This window comes from Candidatus Endolissoclinum faulkneri L5, assembly GCF_000510265.1.
GTDB classification, from domain to species: domain Bacteria; phylum Pseudomonadota; class Alphaproteobacteria; order Thalassobaculales; family Thalassobaculaceae; genus Thalassobaculum; species Thalassobaculum faulkneri_A.
In genome coordinates this window covers 834,087-853,426 of the sequence record NZ_CP006745.1, presented here as the reverse complement: position 1 = coordinate 853,426, position 19,340 = coordinate 834,087, and the positions used below count along the sequence as shown (strand labels likewise).

The 19,340-nt window shown below is 35.3% G+C and carries 13 protein-coding genes; 4 read left to right on the top strand and 9 right to left on the bottom strand.

The window, feature by feature from the left end; all coding sequences use genetic code 11:
• A complete protein-coding gene (locus P856_RS02550) occupies positions 1-1,116 on the bottom strand; it encodes an LptF/LptG family permease (RefSeq protein ID WP_025300610.1) in 1,116 nt (371 codons plus the stop codon).
• 130 nt (positions 1,117-1,246) lie between these two features.
• Between P856_RS02550 and P856_RS02545 the strand changes: the two genes are divergently transcribed.
• Positions 1,247-2,740, top strand: coding sequence for a leucyl aminopeptidase (locus P856_RS02545; protein ID WP_025300609.1), 1,494 nt, complete (start codon positions 1,247-1,249; stop codon positions 2,738-2,740).
• Between the two features lie 440 nt (positions 2,741-3,180).
• Here P856_RS02545 and P856_RS02540 read toward each other — a convergent pair whose 3' ends face one another.
• A complete protein-coding gene (locus tag P856_RS02540; protein ID WP_025300608.1) occupies positions 3,181-4,005 on the bottom strand; it encodes a metallophosphoesterase family protein in 825 nt (274 codons plus the stop codon).
• A 913-nt stretch (positions 4,006-4,918) separates the two neighbouring features.
• Between P856_RS02540 and P856_RS02535 the strand changes: the two genes are divergently transcribed.
• The gene (locus P856_RS02535) at positions 4,919-5,293 is read left to right on the top strand and encodes an accessory factor UbiK family protein (RefSeq protein ID WP_025300607.1); all 375 of its coding nucleotides are present in this window, start codon (positions 4,919-4,921) and stop codon (positions 5,291-5,293) included.
• Between the two features lie 1,554 nt (positions 5,294-6,847).
• On the opposite strand, the gene P856_RS02530 is transcribed toward P856_RS02535, so the two are convergent.
• From P856_RS02530 to P856_RS02500, 7 genes are all read right to left on the bottom strand, one after another.
• Entirely contained in the window at positions 6,848-7,468 is a 621-nt protein-coding gene (locus P856_RS02530; RefSeq protein ID WP_158380574.1) for a 4'-phosphopantetheinyl transferase family protein, read from the bottom strand.
• A gap of 824 nt (positions 7,469-8,292) precedes the next feature.
• Positions 8,293-9,354, bottom strand: a complete 1,062-nt coding sequence (locus tag P856_RS02525; protein WP_025300605.1) for an ABC transporter ATP-binding protein — start codon at positions 9,352-9,354, stop codon at positions 8,293-8,295.
• Between the two features lie 9 nt (positions 9,355-9,363).
• Positions 9,364-10,203: a carbohydrate ABC transporter permease gene (locus tag P856_RS02520; protein WP_025300604.1), complete on the bottom strand. Its 840-nt coding sequence runs from the start codon at positions 10,201-10,203 to the stop codon at positions 9,364-9,366.
• On the bottom strand, positions 10,204-11,148 hold the full coding sequence (locus tag P856_RS02515; protein ID WP_025300603.1) for a carbohydrate ABC transporter permease: 945 nt from the start codon (positions 11,146-11,148) through the stop codon (positions 10,204-10,206). It abuts the gene before it with no gap.
• Positions 11,149-11,174: 26 nt separating this feature from the next.
• Positions 11,175-12,470, bottom strand: coding sequence for an ABC transporter substrate-binding protein (locus tag P856_RS02510; RefSeq protein WP_144079725.1), 1,296 nt, complete (start codon positions 12,468-12,470; stop codon positions 11,175-11,177).
• 953 nt (positions 12,471-13,423) lie between these two features.
• On the bottom strand, positions 13,424-14,269 hold the full coding sequence (locus tag P856_RS02505) for a CDP-alcohol phosphatidyltransferase family protein (RefSeq protein WP_025300601.1): 846 nt from the start codon (positions 14,267-14,269) through the stop codon (positions 13,424-13,426).
• On the bottom strand, positions 14,266-14,952 hold the full coding sequence (locus tag P856_RS02500; protein ID WP_025300600.1) for a phosphatidylserine decarboxylase: 687 nt from the start codon (positions 14,950-14,952) through the stop codon (positions 14,266-14,268). Before P856_RS02500 ends, P856_RS02505 begins: the two co-directional genes overlap by 4 nt.
• A gap of 990 nt (positions 14,953-15,942) precedes the next feature.
• Between P856_RS02500 and P856_RS02495 the strand changes: the two genes are divergently transcribed.
• Together P856_RS02495 and P856_RS02490 are read left to right on the top strand one after the other, a co-directional pair.
• On the top strand, positions 15,943-16,509 hold the full coding sequence (locus P856_RS02495) for an LOG family protein (RefSeq protein WP_025300599.1): 567 nt from the start codon (positions 15,943-15,945) through the stop codon (positions 16,507-16,509).
• 100 nt (positions 16,510-16,609) lie between these two features.
• Complete coding sequence (locus P856_RS02490; RefSeq protein ID WP_025300598.1) at positions 16,610-17,821, top strand: NADP-dependent isocitrate dehydrogenase; 1,212 nt, start codon at positions 16,610-16,612, stop codon at positions 17,819-17,821.
• Positions 17,822-19,340: the final 1,519 nt, after the last annotated feature.

Below are 19,340 nucleotides of genomic sequence, written 5' to 3'. Positions count from 1 at the left end.
TTAGGATACTATCCTGATAAGTTGATCACGTCTTGTACGCAGACTAACGCAAGACAGGGCAATAATTGATAAAATTAATGGCACTATCGCTATCAGCCACATGAGTGGAATCATTAGTGGTGATTTTGTTACCAAATACTTGCTTACAAGAGCCAGAGATTCGGTTGTACCGGCTAATAGTACTGCAGCTATAATCTTAGTTGATTGCCTGTTTCTGGAAAATTTGGTTGATAACATTACCGCTAAGCCAATCGCAGTGAGGCTGATGGAGAGCAAAGGGCTGGTCAAGCGTTGGTAGCCTTCAGCTATTAGTTCACTTGCTGTGCTACTACTTGTGTTTCGGCTATCAGTGGGATTAAGCAGTTGATGTATGAATAATTCACTTATATCACGATAATTGCGTTTTTCCTGTTCATTGTTACCAAAATCAATGATAGAATAATCAAAGTATAAAATATTAATACTCTGATTTTCAGCTTCATGCTCTTGTCTATTGCCGTTGATCATGACGATATGTGGCCCTTTTGGTGTATCGACAATTATACCTTTTTCAGCCACATAGGTTACCGCCTTAGCAGGATTTCTCTGATCATGTACCATGATGCCAAATAGGTTGCCATTTGCTTGAAAAGCGCGGAAATACACAATTATATTATTGCCTAAGGAAGAAAATTCACCTTCGTGCGGTATAACATTTGCGATATTATGCCTTACTTGCCATTGCAAGTCCTTAAATACTCTATAGCTCATTGGAATTAAGTAGGTGGTTAACAAAAAGCAAAGCGCTGTAGTAGCGATAGCTACAAAGAAAGCTGGTTGTGACAAACGTATTGGACTGAGACCGGCGGCAGCCATCACGAGCACTTCTTGATCAACTGTCATTTTATTATAAACGAATAGCATGCTAGCGAAGCTAGCGATTGGGAGTATAATCGAAAGCCAGGTAGGTATTAGCATAGAGGTAAGATATATGAATGTATTAATTGATAAGTTGCGATTGACGACCAGATCGACAAAGCGCAGGGATTGTGATAGCCAGATAACAAATGTTAACGATATTATTATAAATAACATCGTTGTAACAATTTGTCTTATTACGTAAAGTTTAAAGCACATTAGTACGTTAGATAGCTAATAGCGTCAAATTTTATTACAGTGAATAATAACTCAATCAGAGCATTGGTTATTGTATATCTGAACCGTCTATTGCAAAAGACATACTTTCTAGCAATTGTGGAAACATTTGATGAATATCAACTTTATTAAACTCAGCCGCCCTAAAAAAGGAGTGATAGTCTGCGCTTATCTGGAAGGTGGTCAATTATCACCAACTGCTTATACCATAGATAACGAAACTAATGGTCTTATCAGCGCAGCTATTTCTTGCTCACAGTTTGTTGGTAAAGCTCAGCAAACACTGACTGTTTTTACGCCAAGCAATCGTGTACTGTTAATCGGTATAGGTAAGCCATCTCAAATAAATCTGGCTTTTGCGGAAAAATTTGGAGGCATTATTTATGAAACTTTGGCTAATAGTGCTGAAGAGGAAGCTACTATTATGATGGAGTTGGATGATTTTAAGAGTGTAGAAATAGCTGCTCATTTGGCACTGGGAGCGCTATTGCGCTCTTATAGATTTGATTATTATAAGACTAAAATAACAAAAGAAGAAAAACCTTCATTGGTTAATTTATTTATCTCTGTGGAAAAATATTCTTATGCAAAAAAAGTTTATGAATCTGAAGAAGCTGTAGCAGAAGGCGTATTTTTTACTCGAGACCTTGTTTCGGAGCCGGCAAATATCTTGTTTCCTTCGGAATTCGCTAAGCGAGTTGATTTGATGACAAGTTTGGGTTTGCAAATTGATATATTAGAAGAAAAGGAAATAGCTAGACTTGGTATGTCTGCGATGCTTGCTGTTGGTCAGGGTAGTGAACACGAATCGAAGCTAGTAACAATGCGCTGGGAAGGTGCTGACAAAAACCAAAAATCTATTGCGTTTATCGGTAAAGGGGTATGCTTTGATACTGGTGGTATCTCTCTGAAGCCTTCTACCGGCATGGAAGAGATGAAGTTTGACATGGGCGGTGCAGGAGTAGTTTGCGGTTTAATGCGTGCATTAGCTAAGAGAAAGGCTAAGGCAAATGTGATCGGTGTGATTGGTTTGGTTGAAAATATGCCAGACGGTAGGGCGCAGCGACCAGGTGATATTGTTCGGTCAATGTCCGGACAGACCATTGAAATTATTAATACCGATGCAGAAGGTCGGCTTATTTTGGCAGATTTGCTTTGGTATACTCAAGATCAGTATAAGCCAGAGTTCATGATTGATATTGCTACTCTTACTGGTTCAATTGTTGTGGCGCTTGGCGAAGAAACTTGTGGTTATTTCGCCAATAATGACGCAATAGCGCGCGAGCTACAGGCTGCTGCCAATGCTGTTGATGAGGCGATTTGGCGTATGCCGATGGGTGAGGTATATAATAAACAGATGGATAGCGATATAGCTGATATGAAGAACGCTGGCTCACGTTGGGCTGGCGCAATTACTGCAGCGTGCTTTTTGGAGCGTTTCGTAAACGATCTTCCTTGGATTCATATGGATATTGCAGGCGTGACTTGGTTGCGCAAGAATCTGCCTACTGCGCCAAAGGGTGCTTCCGGCTTTGGTGTCCGCGCGCTTAACCGTCTTGTCTTTAATCATTGCGAAAAAAAGTATGAAAAAAATAACTTATCATAATTTGCATACTTTTTAGCGTTAACGGTTAAGAGTTAATATTATTAAGTCATCAAAAATATTGAATTTTGTTTGTTGACACTAAACGGAGGCACTTCGCGGTGAAATAGCTAAAATATGTTTGTTGTTTTATTTGGAGATGTTTAATTATCAAATGTTGGGTTGTTTTTTCATCCTGTAAACATTATGATAGTAAGCGGAGGTATTTTTGACAGGAATGTATTTTGGCTAGGATTAGACTTAACACCTCTTAAGTAATGATAACAAAGCATATTTAGTCAAAGATGATATCTGGAATTTATTAATAACCTGGCATAATTTTTAATTCAGCTACTGTCATTTAGTAACGAAGAAATGCCTTCTTTCATTTGAATTAGCAATAGGTTAAATACTAAAAATTATATTATTTGTTTACTAGTACTTATTTAATCTGTTTTAGAAACCTATGCTATAATTAACCGTAAGTATTTGGATATTCCTTTTTTATAATTCCATTGCCGAGGATAACCAAGAGAAACTTCCTCGAATCGGGTGCTACCAAGCATGTCTGTGCGTCTGGTGTGTAGGTGACCAGTTACTACCGCATATGCATTAAAGCGAATATGCCAATCTTCAGTCAGCAGCGTGCCGCACCATGGAGTAAAGCGAGGCACAAGCGGGATGCTTATTAAATCTCGGCGTAGAGGCCAGTGGTTTATTAGAATAGTATGTGCATTATCTGGTACTTCTAATTTAAGTCGTATTTCTGTCTGGGCCAAACGAGCGTGACACCAATCTATGCGGCTTTTATATGTTGCTGGTGAAAGCAGGATCTCATCGCTACATACATTGTATGTTTCCTCAGCCCATTCAACTACAATGTCAAGTGGCACGTTATCTGGGCGGAAACTGTAATCGTAAAGTAAGAACATTGGAACGATAATTAGTTTGTTAACGCCCGGAGGTAAAGATCCAGGCCATACTGGAAAAGGATCTTCTGGAGTAATCACACCTAGAGCTCTAGCTCGAGCAACCAAAGCATTGTAGCGATTAGCGCCTATAGGTTCGCCAGAATTTGGCCGTGACCATAGCTCATGATTGCCAGCAACCCATATTACTTTAGCAAAGTGGTTTGCTAGTATAGCTAACGTGTCTGCTACTATATCCATTTGTTCAGCAACGTCGCCAGCTATTATCAGCCAATCCTCAGGGTAAGAAGGTAGATCCTCTAGTGCTAAGCGATTGAGCCTGCTGGTTAAATGCAAATCAGAAATTGCTAGCAGCTGCATATACTTCTCTCTTTTAGCGATAATACGAGTATTAGGAGAAAAATAATCTCTTCATTTAGCACTCATTTTTATTATTCATAAATAACTAATTATTTTGTATAGTGCTCGATCTGAATAAGCTCTAATTAGCTTACGTAAAGTAATGTAGGTGATAACTAATCATTCTATAATCTATAATTCGATTTATTACTCAATTGTTAAAGAATAAGCATAATAGATTAGCACAGTTCAAAGCATAACTATCCAAGATTAAAAAAGCTATTCATCTTGAGTGATTCAGAATTATAGCATATCAGCAACTCAATCTTCTAATTTATATTATTACGAATACATCTTGTTACTTTTAGGATGTTAACGATTGATAAATTATTGCTATCTAAGTTAAGAATGATGCCAATTTTAATTCTTAATTTTATTTATTATGCATTATACTTTTATTTAAAATTCAATAACGGAATTCTTTATATACTTGATTATACAAGTAGTTAACTATTTAAGAGTAGTTATTTTTTTTTGTGCAATCTCTACACGCAAATTTTAATTTTAGTATTCTTAATTTATACATCGTATAACTCAAAGCGTAAACATTCTGAAGATCATCTTTTTATATTCTTGCATAGCCCACGAAGCAATATTTATTTTGTTAAGGTTGTAGGTAATCATATTTGCTTGTCTAGCAATTGCTAATCTGTATTGAGTACAAGCAAATTGTTTTAGGCTGAAGTTGTTATGTTTAGATAATAAAGGCATTGTTTAGACTAGCAGTAGTGCACTATTGCACTCGATTATATTGCATCAATTATGTTATTAACTTTAAGTATTTTTGATAAAAATAGTTCGAAAGCATTAATTCAAATATACTTGATATTGCAAACTGCTGATTATATATTCCATGCTTTATTGGAGGTGATTAATGCGGGCTCGTAACCGTTTGTTTGATGATTTTGCTCGTATGGCTAATGGAGCCTTTAATGCTTTTGCAGATGTACATACAGAGATTGAGCAGCTTGTTAATCAATACTTTGAGAGGTTTTTAGCAGGGCACAATTTAGTAACGCGTGAGGAATTTGATGCGATGGAAGCTATCGCTACTAAAGTACTTAATGAACAAAGTGCTTTAAAAGATCGCTTAGCTGAACTAGAATCTCAGCTGAGAAACTTTAGAATGATTGCGCTGCAACGTAAACCAGTTCCTAAGGAACTGCGTCGTAGATGGGGATTTAATTTTGGCGAAAGAAATGTTGAACTTAAGGTTCAGTCTAACGATGCTGATCTGAAAGATGAATGAATATTTTTTGATAATTTATGTAAAATTTAGAAATATACGCGATGATACTATTTATAATAAACAGTATTAATACTGTTTATTATAAATAGTATTTTTTAAAAAAGTTTTTTTGTAAAGCTTTTGCTTTTGTTAGCTCTAGAAGATAGAGCTTTGTAAGCTGCTTTTTTATTTAATTTATTTTTTATTTAATTCGTCGACTGTTTATATTAATAAAATTTTTATATAGCTAAACGAAAAAAAGGTTATTTTGTTTATCTAGTAATTATGATGTAATTTATTGTGTAGCCTTAAGGCTACTATAAATTCATTTACTTTACAAAACAAAGCTGGTTCTCCATCCTAACTTATTGTTAAATATTTTTGATCATGACTTTTATACGATTTTATCTGCCAAATTCTAAAAAGGCATTACTTCTATTAGCCATCTACACAGAGAAACAATTTTTAAGTATTTCCATCTATTAACCGAATTTACTTAGGAAAAATAATAGCCTACGCTAATGTACTGTTTCTATTATGCAAAACTAAAGAAGCTTATTTTACAAGCAGACAATTAGTTTTAATTTATGTGTTGGTAAATATTATCATTAGGAATAACTAGAAATACCCGTTAAATCATTTTTATTATAAGCGATTGTTATTTATGGGGGCACTTACTAATAATTGTTTATATGTAACTTAGCATTTCTTCAATATTTCGCAAGAGAGCTTGGAGTATGTTTAGCAAATAAGAAAATTACTTAACGTTTTCTTCACTTGTTAAAATCTAGAAATGCTCTACGAATTATTTTTGAACGTGTAAAAGTTAAGCATGTTTTTAATGCTTGGTAAATAAGTATAAATCAGTAATACTTTATACTTCTCTGCCAGGCAAACAATAAAGATAAATTAATTGAGTAATATTGTGGCTGAAGGTGATTGTAGGAATAATAATTTTCATAGGATCATTTGTTATTATGCCAATAAAAGTTATCTTGCCGCAGAAAAACATAAGATAAAAAACTTTTTTATTAAAAATTATTCTACTACTGTCAGTTGTTACTAAATAATTTTTAAGTTTCTAGACTTTATCAAAAGATGATATTCATAATATCAATGAACGATGATATCGGTATTATATTTAATAAGTTTTAATTAGAAGTAAAATAGCACTTATTCTACAAAATTCTGTTTGACATGACTCTTAGATCGTTGTTGTTATCATAATAAATGAAATTTCATTCAATGAATAGAAATACATTAACTATATATTTCACTTAGCATTTTACAATATAAATTGCAAACATATCACAAAATTATGTATTTTAATACAAGTGATCTGATTACTAACAAAAAATCATAAGTTAAGGTAAAATAGTTACCATAATAACGTAAGATTCTTCTACTTCTTAGAAGTTATCTAATGTTAGTTCATAATGACAATATAATTTGTAACAAACATATATCTATGTTTTTATTTTTTAAGCTACTATGTTAACATCAGTATTCCATTTGCTTTTAGTTTATTTGTCTACTGCCAGCACAACAAATTAATTTATTAGATTTTATTTTTTATTATGCTATTTCAATCCAATTGACATGCCCTAAACCGTGCCAACCTATTGAAATGTAATATTTGTTTAACAATATTCGCTGCTCAAAACCCCAAAGACAACTACTCTCTCGCATAGTCGCTCCGAAATTAATTCGGATTGGGGTAATGAAGGGATCCGTAAACCAAAATTGATTTAGTTTTTGCGATAATCCCTTTCCTGTAGCCTTTATAAAAGCTTCCTTTAAAGTCCATAAAGCCATAAAGGCACTTGCTTGATCTGATGCAGATTGAGCCATTATCCAGGCTAGCTCAGATGGTGCAAAATAATGATTAGCTATTGATAAATCAATCTTACGTAGTTTATTCTCTACATCAACACCTAAATCTATGTTCTTGGGTGCTATACCCACTACTACCATTCCTTTGGTGTGCGATAGATTAAAAGAAATTGCAGCTTTTGTCCCACCAAGCAAAGCAGTAGGCTTACCGTATCTACCTCTTACAAATCGAAAATCCCTAGGATCTACACCTAGTTCATTTGCTAGTACACTACGCACCATAGCATGGGCAACAATATATTCGATACGTCCAGCTTCAAATATTCGACGAGACGCTTGCTGGAGCTCAAAAGTATCGAGCAAGGCCATATCATCCGCAACGTCATTTTTGCTAAAGCCTTCGATACATCGAGCATAAAGAGAAATTATCGATATTGTATAATTCCTAGGGTAATTATTTTAATTTTAAATAGCATATAAAATAGGTCTCCGAAGAGAGTAACAAATATTATATACTTAATGCAATATTTTTTTTACTCAATACATAACAGAAATAGTTCTTATTAGATTATCCAAAAGGATTTAAAATTAGTCTTCTTTCTAGATAACACAGAGCAAATTGCTAATAAGCAGGGGGCTAACTATAGAAAGCTACTATTGTCATGAGTAGCTTGTAAATTCAGTAAGTAAAAAAAATTTTTATAGTAAGTAGTATTACTGCGGATATTTATGATAAATTGTGTAGCAATAATCCTGTACTTAGTCTTAAATCAGATAATTTATAGATTATCTCTATTCGGCTGGAGAATAATTTTTAGTTTTATTGTATAGAGAAAATAATAAAGTAATACTTTCTTCTTTACTTAACTAATAACAATTACAAAACTAGTACTTGAAAATATAAGTTTTTTATTTAAAACTTATTAAGTTTTCTGCTATGTAGAATGCTGGTAGAATAACTAGAGTAATAAATGCGTCAGTCATCAGGTAATAACTGATACATTTTAATTATTAATAATTTCTACATATTACTAATAGTAAAATGTATTAGCGCGAGATAATTTATATTAATCGACAATAATAAAAGTTAAAATTGAGAATGAAAATTATTTTTAAATAGAAAATTTAATACTTACATTATCATAATGATATACAATTACCTCGTCATTGATTCACCAAAACAACAACTAACACCGACGTCCACTTTGTCTATCGAATAAATGGCATCGCCCATCAATTGGAATTACATTAAGTATTCGGTCTTCTTGCGACAGAGGAACCGCCTCCGCAGGTACACGTACTGTTGCTTGCGGACCACCAGCTAGCACTCCGTGTAACACACAAGCGTCACCTAGGTCTTCCACAAACTCGACTTCGAATGGAATTCCATCTTCGCTTAGTTCCACATGCTCGGGTCGAAAGCCGAGAGTTACTGGACCGTTAACTCGGTCAGTACCGTCAACACTATCAATTCTGCTATTAGTTCCATCCAAAACGACCGATCCACCATCAACTCTAGCTTTCAGCAAATTCATTGCAGGTGAACCAAGAAAACTTGCCACGAAGACATTTGCAGGTCGGTCATAAAGATCTCGTGGACTCCCAGTCTGTTCAATTATACCTTGATTTAGCACTACAATCTGATCAGCAAGAGTCATTGCCTCTACCTGATCGTGAGTTACGTGGATCATTGTAGTACCAAGGCGACGATGTAGACGACTAATTTCTAAGCGCATTTGTACACGTAAAGCAGCATCAAGATTAGAAAGCGGTTCATCAAACAAAAACGCCTTAGGATTACGCACGATAGCCCTACCTATAGCCACGCGCTGTCTTTGTCCACCAGAAAGCTCTTTAGGTTTACGGTCAAGCAAATCTGTAAGCTGTAGAATTTCAGCCGCATTGCGTACTCGATTTTCTATAGTTTCTGAGGCAGTTTTTGCTAACTTTAGCCCGAAGCTCATGTTTTGATATACTGTCATATGCGGATAGAGTGCGTAGCTTTGAAATACCATGGATACACCTCTCTTAGATGGATCAATGTTATTCATAACCTGTCCTCCAATCGATAATTCACCAGCATCTATATCTTCTAATCCAGCAATCATTCGCAATAGAGTAGATTTTCCACAACCGGATGGTCCAACTAAAACGCAGAAAGTGCCATCTTTAATACTTAAGTCAATTCCATTAATCACTTCGGTATCACCGAAGTTCTTATGCAGATCACGCATGGTAACGTCAGCCATTCATACTCCTTATCCTTTTACAGCACCAGCAGTTAGCCCAGAGACGATTTGACGCTGAAAGATCAATACCAGGGCAATCATTGGTACACTGACTGTCACAGAAGCAGCCATGATTCTTCCCCATGGAACCTCAAACTGGCTACCACCATTAATTAGCGCTATTGCTACAGGTATGGTACGCTGATGGCTGCTTAGAGTGAATGTCATTGCAAACAAAAACTCGTTCCATGCGACCACAAAGACTAGAAGGCCCGTGGTAATTATTGCTGGCCACATCATCGGAAAAAAAATCTTGGTTAGTAAGACCCATGGGTTTGCTCCATCCATTATAGCTGCTTCTTCAACCTCGACAGGTAGATTGCGTATAAAGCTGGTCAAAACCCACACTGTAAATGGCAAAGTAAAGATTAAATAACATAAAACTAATCCCATCGGGTTGTTGAATAGCTCAAGTGCACGTATTAGCCTAAACATACCTGACAAAACAGCAACCTGCGGAAACATAGATACGATAAGAACAGTTAGAAGAATGAGGCGTTGGCCATTAAAGCGAAATCTGCCAAGTGGCATGGCAGCTATCATGCCAAATAATAATGATATTACCCCTGCCGCAATCGATATAGTTAGTGAATTCAAAAAGTTTCTTCCGAAAGGTTGTTCATCGAATATGGCAATATAATTGTCTAAAGAAAGCTCCTTTGGGAAAAAGCTTACCTCAAAAATAGATGAACCAGATTTAAAAGAAGTTATTAAAGCATAATAAAACGGGAACAAAAATATCAATAGTAACATGCTAACTATCGCAAATAATCCAATTTTTATAGTTAGTGAATTATTGTAGGTTGTCATCTAGCGAACTTCTTTCATCACGTCTGCACGCATCATTGCTAAGCAAAGTACGATTATGAAGAAAATCACTATGAATAACATAGTTGAGGCCGCCGAGCCATAACCCAGATCTTGAAAATCCACAAGATTTTGGCGGGCGTATACCGACATAGTCATGGTTGATTCTGCGTTACCCGTCATAATGTAAACTACGTCAAATACTCGCAAAGCTTCAAGTAATCGGAAAAGCACTGCTACAGTTAAAGCCGGTCGAATTAAAGGCAAAGTTATACCAAAAAAAACCTTTATTGGATGGATCCCGTCAACCTTAGCAGCCTCGTAGCAATCATTAGGCAACATTTGTAGTCCTGCCAATATTAGCATAGCGACGAATGGAGAGGTTTTCCATGAATCCACAAGAATTACTGTTAGCATTGTAAAATTATGATCAGCAAGCCAAGCAATTGGATTAGCAATTAGTCGTAATTTTATCAAGAGATAGTTTATCAAGCCGTATTGATCATGGAGCATCCAGGTCCATATCTTTGCCGATACTACAGTCGGGATCGTCCAAGGGATTAACATAGCTGCACGAAACAAGGAGCATCCGATAAACTTTGTGTGCATTACTAATGCAATTATCGTCCCCAATAATATTTCTATAGCTACCGATCCTATTGCAAATACTATAGTATTCCAAACTGAATGCCACCAAAGTGGGTCGGCGACTAATCCGTACCAGTATCCTTTATCATTAACCCAAAAATTATCAAAACCTATAAAAGTATAGTTACTTAGGGTAGATAAAGAGGCGTCAGTAAAAGCATAAAAAAAAGTATAAGACAGTGGCCAAACAGCCACTATTAGCAATCCTACCAACATAGGTAACAGCAACAGCCAAGCACAGTAACCTTTTCTTTTTTGATAGGATAATTTTTTGTCCTCAGATTTTAACCTCTTCTCCATTGCTTTGTTTCAGTTATTTTTGGCTATCATAGTCGACCGTGATGTCGTTTGATATGATTTAAGCTATTCTCAAGGCGCAATAAAGCAAAACCGGGATCTTTCTCTCCAGAGAGAATATTGTGAATAGCAGACCAAAATTGATAAGACAACCGGTTGTAATATTCATCGACCCTTGCTGAGGGACGAAAAACTGCTTTAGATAAAGCTTGTTTTATAATAGAAAAAAATGGATTAATTTCCAGCAACTCTGTATCTTCATACAGTTGCGGATAAGTTGGGTTGTATGCGTACATAGCACGCAGCTTTTGCTGCGCTGGATTAGTTAAAAATTTAACTAGATCTACTGCAAGTCTAGGATTCTTAGAATATTTAGAGACTGATAGATTCCATCCGCCAAGTGTACTTGTATGATTACCGTTAGCGCCACCTTTGGGTAGAACTACCACTCCAACTTTATCCCTAACCGGGCTATCCTTGCTTTGCAGCAAAGCCCAGGCATAAGACCAGTTACGCATAAAGACAGCATTGCCAGACTGAAACACGCCGCGTGATTCTTCTTCATCGTAATTTAGTACACCCTTTGGAGTGATATCACCTATCCAAGAAGCGGCCATTTGTAAAGCTTTCACAGCCTGCTGATTATTAATTGTACTCTTGCCATCGTTATCAACAATAGTACCGCCTCCATAGCTTACGAGCCACTCAAGTGCGTTGCATGTTAGGCCTTCATAATTTCTTCCTTGCCAAACGTACCCCCAAATATTACGGTTACCTGCCGCTCGCTCCTTTTCCATTATTGCTTTGGCAGTAGTTCTCATCTCTTCCCATGTCGACGGTAGACTAAAATGGTACTTTTTTAACAGGTCCTTACGGTAGTAAAGAAGACCTAATTCCGTCCACCAAGGAAGAGCAAGGAGCTTATCATCTACGGTGTTATTCTGAATAATCTCTCTGAAATGTCCCTTGCCAGCATCGGGATCGTATTCATGCAGATCTATCGTGTGTGCAGAAAGCAATCTTGGCCATACTACATCAACCTGCATGATATCGATATCGTTGCTTTGATTAGCTAGGATCTGTTGATACATAGCCATGCGCTCAGCGGAGGAATTTGGGGTAGGTATAATCTCAACTTTTACACCATTATTTTTTGACCATATTTCCACAGCAGCATTGCAAAGTTTAAGCTCTATTCCGACGGCACCACACGATATAGATAGCTTATTGTTTTCTTTAGCATACGATCCGATTGATTGCGGAATAACCATACTATTGGTAAATATCACCAAGATGGCTATAGTATGCACTATCTTTATTTGCAATACCTGTCCTTTTCTAAAAATTAAAAATACCTCATTCTCTATAAACATTTACCGCATGAATACATTACAGTATAACAGAATATCGTTAAAATTACAACTTCATTTTCTATGAAAAATCATTTTTTAATATAACAAAAAATAACAAAGTATTATAGTGCTGTTAAGCATTTATTTATTGCTCTATTTAATGTGTTGGTAATTTGTGTAAAAGTATTCTAGCTACTTAATCTATAACTCAAAGTATTTATTAATCTAATTAAAGTTTATTTAAAAAAACTGATTAACACCTGAACTTAACTGATTAACACCTAAAAATTAAGTGTTTTTTAAAATAAACTATCTAAATTACTAATCTTAAATTTTTGCTAGTTTAGCCTTTCTCGGAGAGAAGAATAATAGGTTTGGGTAGTGCTTAACATTCACAACCATGAATGGTTGATTTGCTTAATACGCTTAATACACTGCATGAGTAAACATGATAATAGCAAACTTGATTGCTATATTGCGGTGTTTTGTAGTTAAGATATAAACTTGTATTAGATGCGTAAACTTGTATTAAATTTGAAATTGTTTGTTGAATAACCTGTATCCTCATATATGTCTGAGTCATGCGTTAGCATTAATCAAGACGATTATTATGGATGTATGTAAGCTTAAGATTATGATAAGTTTAAGTTAATATTAAATAATGTTTCATTGCTTCTTCTTAAATAATGTTTCATTGCTTCTTCTTAAATAATGTTTCATTGCTTCTTCGCTATAAGACTATGATCTATAAACATTAAGAAAAAATAGAGTTTCTCTAATAAGCGGCACAATGTCAACTAGAATACTTAATATTGTGCTTTGGTGGATCAGTTTCCTTTGGTATATTTAAGAAGTAGTTTAGTTAACTTATTTAATAAATAATAACACATCATATAGAATGTATATTAAGTTAATCTATAATATAGTTAATCTATAATATTCGAGTGATTAACTTTGAAATCTATCGCTTCTTTGGAGCTATTTGAATCTTGCTGCAGTTGTTCAGAAATCTCTTCAGCGGCAGCCAGTAGTCTGCGGTAGGTGTTTAGAGAAACTGGTATGGTAGAGAGATAAAAGATTAACAATACACCCAGCGCGAACCATGGTACACTAACTAATGTAGCTGTAACTAATCCAGAAAATACTAAGACTGGGAGCATCCAGCGCTGAGGTAATTTTATTTGCTTGAAGGAATAAGTTGGGATGCGACTGACCATCAGTAATCCGACAGCCGTGAGCCAAATCGCTACAAATATTGGAGTATCTTTAAGACCGAGATAGAACTGAAAATCAAGTATTAGCGGCAGCAATGCTAGACCAGCTCCAGCTGGAGCTGGAACTCCGATAACATAATTATGAACAAGTGTAGGTTCGTTATTTTCCGGACGCACGTTAAAACGGGCTAATCGTAATACGCAACAGATAGCAAAAAACAATACTACCATCCACCCAATATTCTGTAGCTTTACCATAGACCACAAAAAAATTAACACGCCAGGAACTACGCCGAAGCATAAAAAATCAGATAAGGAGTCTAGCTCTGCCCCGAATTTAGATTGCGCGTGCAATAAACGAGCCATGCGACCGTCGAGCGCGTCAAAGACTGCCGCCAACAATATCATCCCAACTGCAAACTTCCAACGTTCGACAAAAGCGAAACGTAAACAAGATAGGCCAAAACATAACGCCATTACCGTGATGATGTTTGGCAATAGTTTATTGAAGGACAAAACACTAAAGCGCTGACTATGGTGTTGGCGTAAGCGATTCATCGCATCGCCCCTTCCCGTAGCGCCTCCGTGCTATCAAGATCAGCGATCACTGTTTCACCAGCGATACAACGCTGGCCAAGTGCTATTAACGGTGCAACATCAGGAGGTAGGTAAATGTCCACTCGGCTGCCAAAGCATATCATGCCAAAACGTTCGCCTGCCAGCATGGTTTGGCCTTCGCTAACTTTGCATCGTATGCGACGAGCCAATAGTCCAGCGATTTGTGCTAAAGCAATTAGCTGGCCGTTTTGAGTTTCCATTGTTATAAGTTGTCGTTCATTTTGCTTGCTCGTTTTGTCAAGCGAAGCATTAATAAATTTACCAGGAATATAAGTGAGTTTAACGATTCGGCAATCAACAGGGATGCGATTTACGTGAACGTCGAAAACATTCATGAAAATGCAGATCCGCTGCACTTTCCCTGGATTAAGGCCAAGTTCCTCTGGCCATGAGGCTTGGCTAATTGAAATAACGACACCGTCAGCGGGACTGATAATTAGACCATGACGCACCGGCGTTATCCTATCTGGGTCACGGAAAAAGTACACGCATCCCATTGTCAATATTAAACTAGGTAAAAATAGCCAATTAGTTATTATGGATAAAATAATTGTTGCTAGAGCAAAAATTGCTATAAATGGCAATCCTTCTCGAGCGATCGGTGCTATAATTAAGTTTAGCATGATAAACTTTATCTACGGTTTGCCATTGCTATAGAATAATCTGCTAACGAGAGGTTGTATAGATGATAAATTTTTAGCTACGTAATGTCAGTTTGTGAATACAAATATTGCTGTTATGAGAGCAATTAGTATTGCCATTAATCCTTAATGAAGGATTGGATCATTATGATTATTGGGCTCTACAAAAAAATTACGATAGAATAAATTGTAAAATTTATCGTATTGTTTATAGCGCTTTAGATATTCAAAGACCATTGTCTAATTAGGGACTTATATCTTAAAGTTATCTTAAAGTCATCGCCTTAAAGATTTTTTATTGTCTAATGCAGGATATCTAATGAATCTATAGTTGATTTAAACTTTTGCATAATTAACTTTAAGACTAAAGATGTAAAAATTACTTATTATTTTTGAAATTTTTACTAAAAACGATAATTTATCAATGATATTACACCATAATCTTAATATATATTTTAAATAGAAAGGCCAATATCGGAATTCTTGTTTATCCAATATACTAGAAATTCATGCAATAAGTTTGGCCAAGTGCTAGCAAAAGCTAACAATTACTTGCGACGCACTGAGATTTTCTAAAAGAATTTTTAAAAGATTATATTAGCTTTCTTACTTACTATCTATCAATCAAAGTCAATAGTCTTTAATTACTAGCATTTCGCTAATCGACCATGCAATATATCTAGCCAAGATTATCTACAACCATAGTAATAAGATCTTATTATAATAAGCTAATTTGCTAACTTTAATCTGTTAGCTTTCAGCAGTTTTTGTATATATAAAAATTATCACTAACGATGCTTTGCGAGAGCTATAAGCATTATTTCTTTTATTGTTATGCGATACCTTGCTAGCGCTAAAATTTTCAACTTGTTGTTTACTTAACTTAGGTCAAAGTTATAATTGATGTGTATTACCTAATCATACACTTCTGGAATATGACCTTGTCTGGTTAATCACCGTGAAAGATTTTGTATGAGTAATTTATCTCAGGCTATTTGTCTCTTTTGTGGATCATCTTCGAATGTTGATAAGATTTATAAGAAAGCAGCGAGTGAAATAGGTTGGGTAATTGGCACACGTGGCGGTACGCTGATCTATGGAGGCACCCCAGTTGGTCTGATGGGGCTAGCAGCACATGCTACTTTGTCGGCTGGTGGTCAAGTAATTGGCGTCATCACAAAAGTCTTGCAGAATGCGGAAGTTAGCCATGTAAGACAGGATGAGTTATTGGTGACTGATAGCATTCATGAACGTAAAAGTCTCATGTACGATCTTGCGGATGCTTTTGTAGTACTACCGGGCGGCCTAGGCACTATAGATGAAACTATTGAGGTGCTAGTATGGTTACAACTTAAATTATTGGATAAGCCATTGGTTATGCTTGATATTAATGGATTTTGGAAGCCATTGTTTTCACTGATTGATCATACTATAGCTTCTGGTTTTACCCCAGAAAAAAATCGGGATCTCTACAAAACAGTCAGTACAACAAGTGAAGTATTTGAGGTGATTAGTAATTGGCCAGCTCAAGAAAAATAATTATAATAAAAAGTTAAGTCTACATATTTTCAAATTTAAAGTTATGCTGCCTTAGTTTGTTGAGGTATAGGGGCTATAAAAATAATTAAGGGATTTACAAATGGATAAAATTAAAGTAGCCAGGCCAATAGTAGAACTTGATGGCGATGAGATGGCAAGGATCATTTGGCAAATGATCAAAGAGAAATTAATTTTACCATATCTATGCGTTGACATAAAATATTATGATCTTGGCATTATGGTTCGTGACAAAACGAAAGACCAGATTACTATTGCTTCTGCTGATGCTATTAAAGAGTATGGAGTCGGTGTAAAGTGTGCAACAATTACTCCTAATTACGATAGAGCAGATGAATTTCATCTGAAAAAAATATGGCGTTCACCGAATGCCACAATACGTAACACTTTAGGTGGTACGGTGTTTCGCCATCCGATTATTTTTAATAATATTCCTCGTATTGTGACCGGTTGGTCCAAGCCAATTGTTATAGCACGTCACGCTTTCGCTGATCAGTATAGCGCTACCGATTTTTTAGTTGACGGCCCCGGCAAACTGACGCTTATTTTTCAACCCGAAAATGGCGATCCTATCATTAGGGATGTTTGCGATTTTCCAACCAGCGGCATTGCCTTGGCCATGTATAACATAGATGATTCAATTCGCGAATTTGCGCGGGCTTGCTTCAATTACGCTTCTGACCTTGGTTGGCCACTATATTTATCTACCAAAAATACTATTCTTCAAAACTATGATAGTCGCTTTAAAGATCTATTTAAAGAAATTTTTGAATGTGAGTTTAAATCCGATTTTGACTCTAAAGATATCTTCTACGAACATCGATTAATTGATGACATGGTTGCATGGGTGTTGAGATCCTCTGGAAAATTTGTTTGGGCATGCAAAAACTATGATGGTGATGTGCAGTCTGACGCAGTAGCTCAGGGGTTTGGGTCGCTTGGTTTGATGACCTCAGTACTGATGACGTCAGATGGAAAAGTTGTTCAAACTGAGGCTGCTCACGGTACGATAACTCGTCATTATCGCCAGTACCAGCAAGGTTATCTTACTTCAACTAATTCTATCGCTTCAATATTTGCCTGGACCCGTGGTTTGTACTTTAGAGCTAAATTTGACGATACTCCTGAAGTTGCTAATTTTGCTAATACCTTAGAGAAGGTTTGTATGGAAACTGTAGAAAGTGGTTTGATGACTAGGGATTTAGCTACGCTGATTGGTCCGAATCAGCCTTGGCTGGAAACACAGGAGTTTATTACTCAGTTGAATGATAATCTGCAGAAGGCAATGAGCTAATAAAACAAATATAAGCTATTTTTATTTAGTATTGCTAAAACTGTATTTGCATACAATATTCTATTCTTGATTGAGGTGGCTAGGATGAATTTTTGATGTAATTAGTTTATTGTATTGCGAATTATAGCTGCAATAACATGTATACAAACCCGTATAACTTATGCTAAAATGCTTTTCTTCTTCTCATTTCAAAGCAATTTCACTTAGAATTACTGTTATTGACCAAACAATGAGCACACCCCGTGCATTGTATTGTTATAAGTAGTGGAGCAATTTTAATGGCTACTTTAGCGAAAAATAATTTGTCTTTGAGCGATAGATTTAATAAATCAGCTACTAATAGTTAGTAGCTCTGTCTATGTTAAATTCCTGCTAGTTATTATTGATTTCAACGTCTTATACATTCAAATTTTATCGCTAATTCATCTTTATATAAAGGATATTTGATTGCATCATCACAAGATGCTAAAATTGTTGGCATGTTTTTGTTTAATATTTTATGACATCGAGCAGCTACTAAATGCAGCAATAGCAGCATTTGTATAGACACTGCAATTTTTAGCTTTTTTACTCTTCTTTTATAACAACCGTAACGCGGCATCCTAGCTAAACCCTTATTTGATAGGGATACAGCATTTACGTTAATGAATTGATTCATCATCTGATCATTTTTGTACTGCTTCTTACTTTGTGTTTAAACCAGAGTATTATCTAAAATAATTAAAAGTATTGTTTGTTTATTTTTGTTAGAGAGTTCTTCTGATTAGTATTACTAAGACTGTATAGTTAAGCTGATTTTGCTTATATCGCTTAACTAATTAATTTATGGATTAGTTATTGTAATTAATTTAAGATGTTTTTGGCATGACTCATACATCTATATTATTACAAGGAATTCTGTTTGAGTATCTCTAAGCTTGATTGTGATTCCTTATTTACTTTTACTCAATCAATCTAAAACGTATGTATACTAAAGCTATTACTCTGAAAAATGATTTTGATTTGTATCATTTAGTTTTTTTTTAACTTAAACAATGTTGTATTTTCTAAAGCAGGAAATTTCCTTAAGAAATTATTAATAGTTGCAAAAAAAAGAATGAATGAAACTATTACTATAATAAATTACTCATGAAATATAAATTAGGGATGATTGTGGTTTTTGATAGAGTTAATTTGACAACAAATAAGAATTCATTAACTGTATATTAATTTACTGTGTTGATCTAAACATAATTTCATATTATATAGATTCTATAACTCGTATTATATAGATTCTATAATCTGTATAATACGAGTTATCTTAAATAAATGGTAATGGTTATTTTATACTAAATATTGTGAAGCTTCAAGCAAAAAAACCTTAGCTTAAAATAAACAAGGTCTATCATTAAGCGAGTGATTAAAATATCTATCAAATTTATTCAGTTAGGCGCAAACAACCATTTGCGAACAATTTAACTCTAATTTTAATGATCTAGGCATAAAATTATGGTTTATAATCATTTATTTTTTTTGGTTG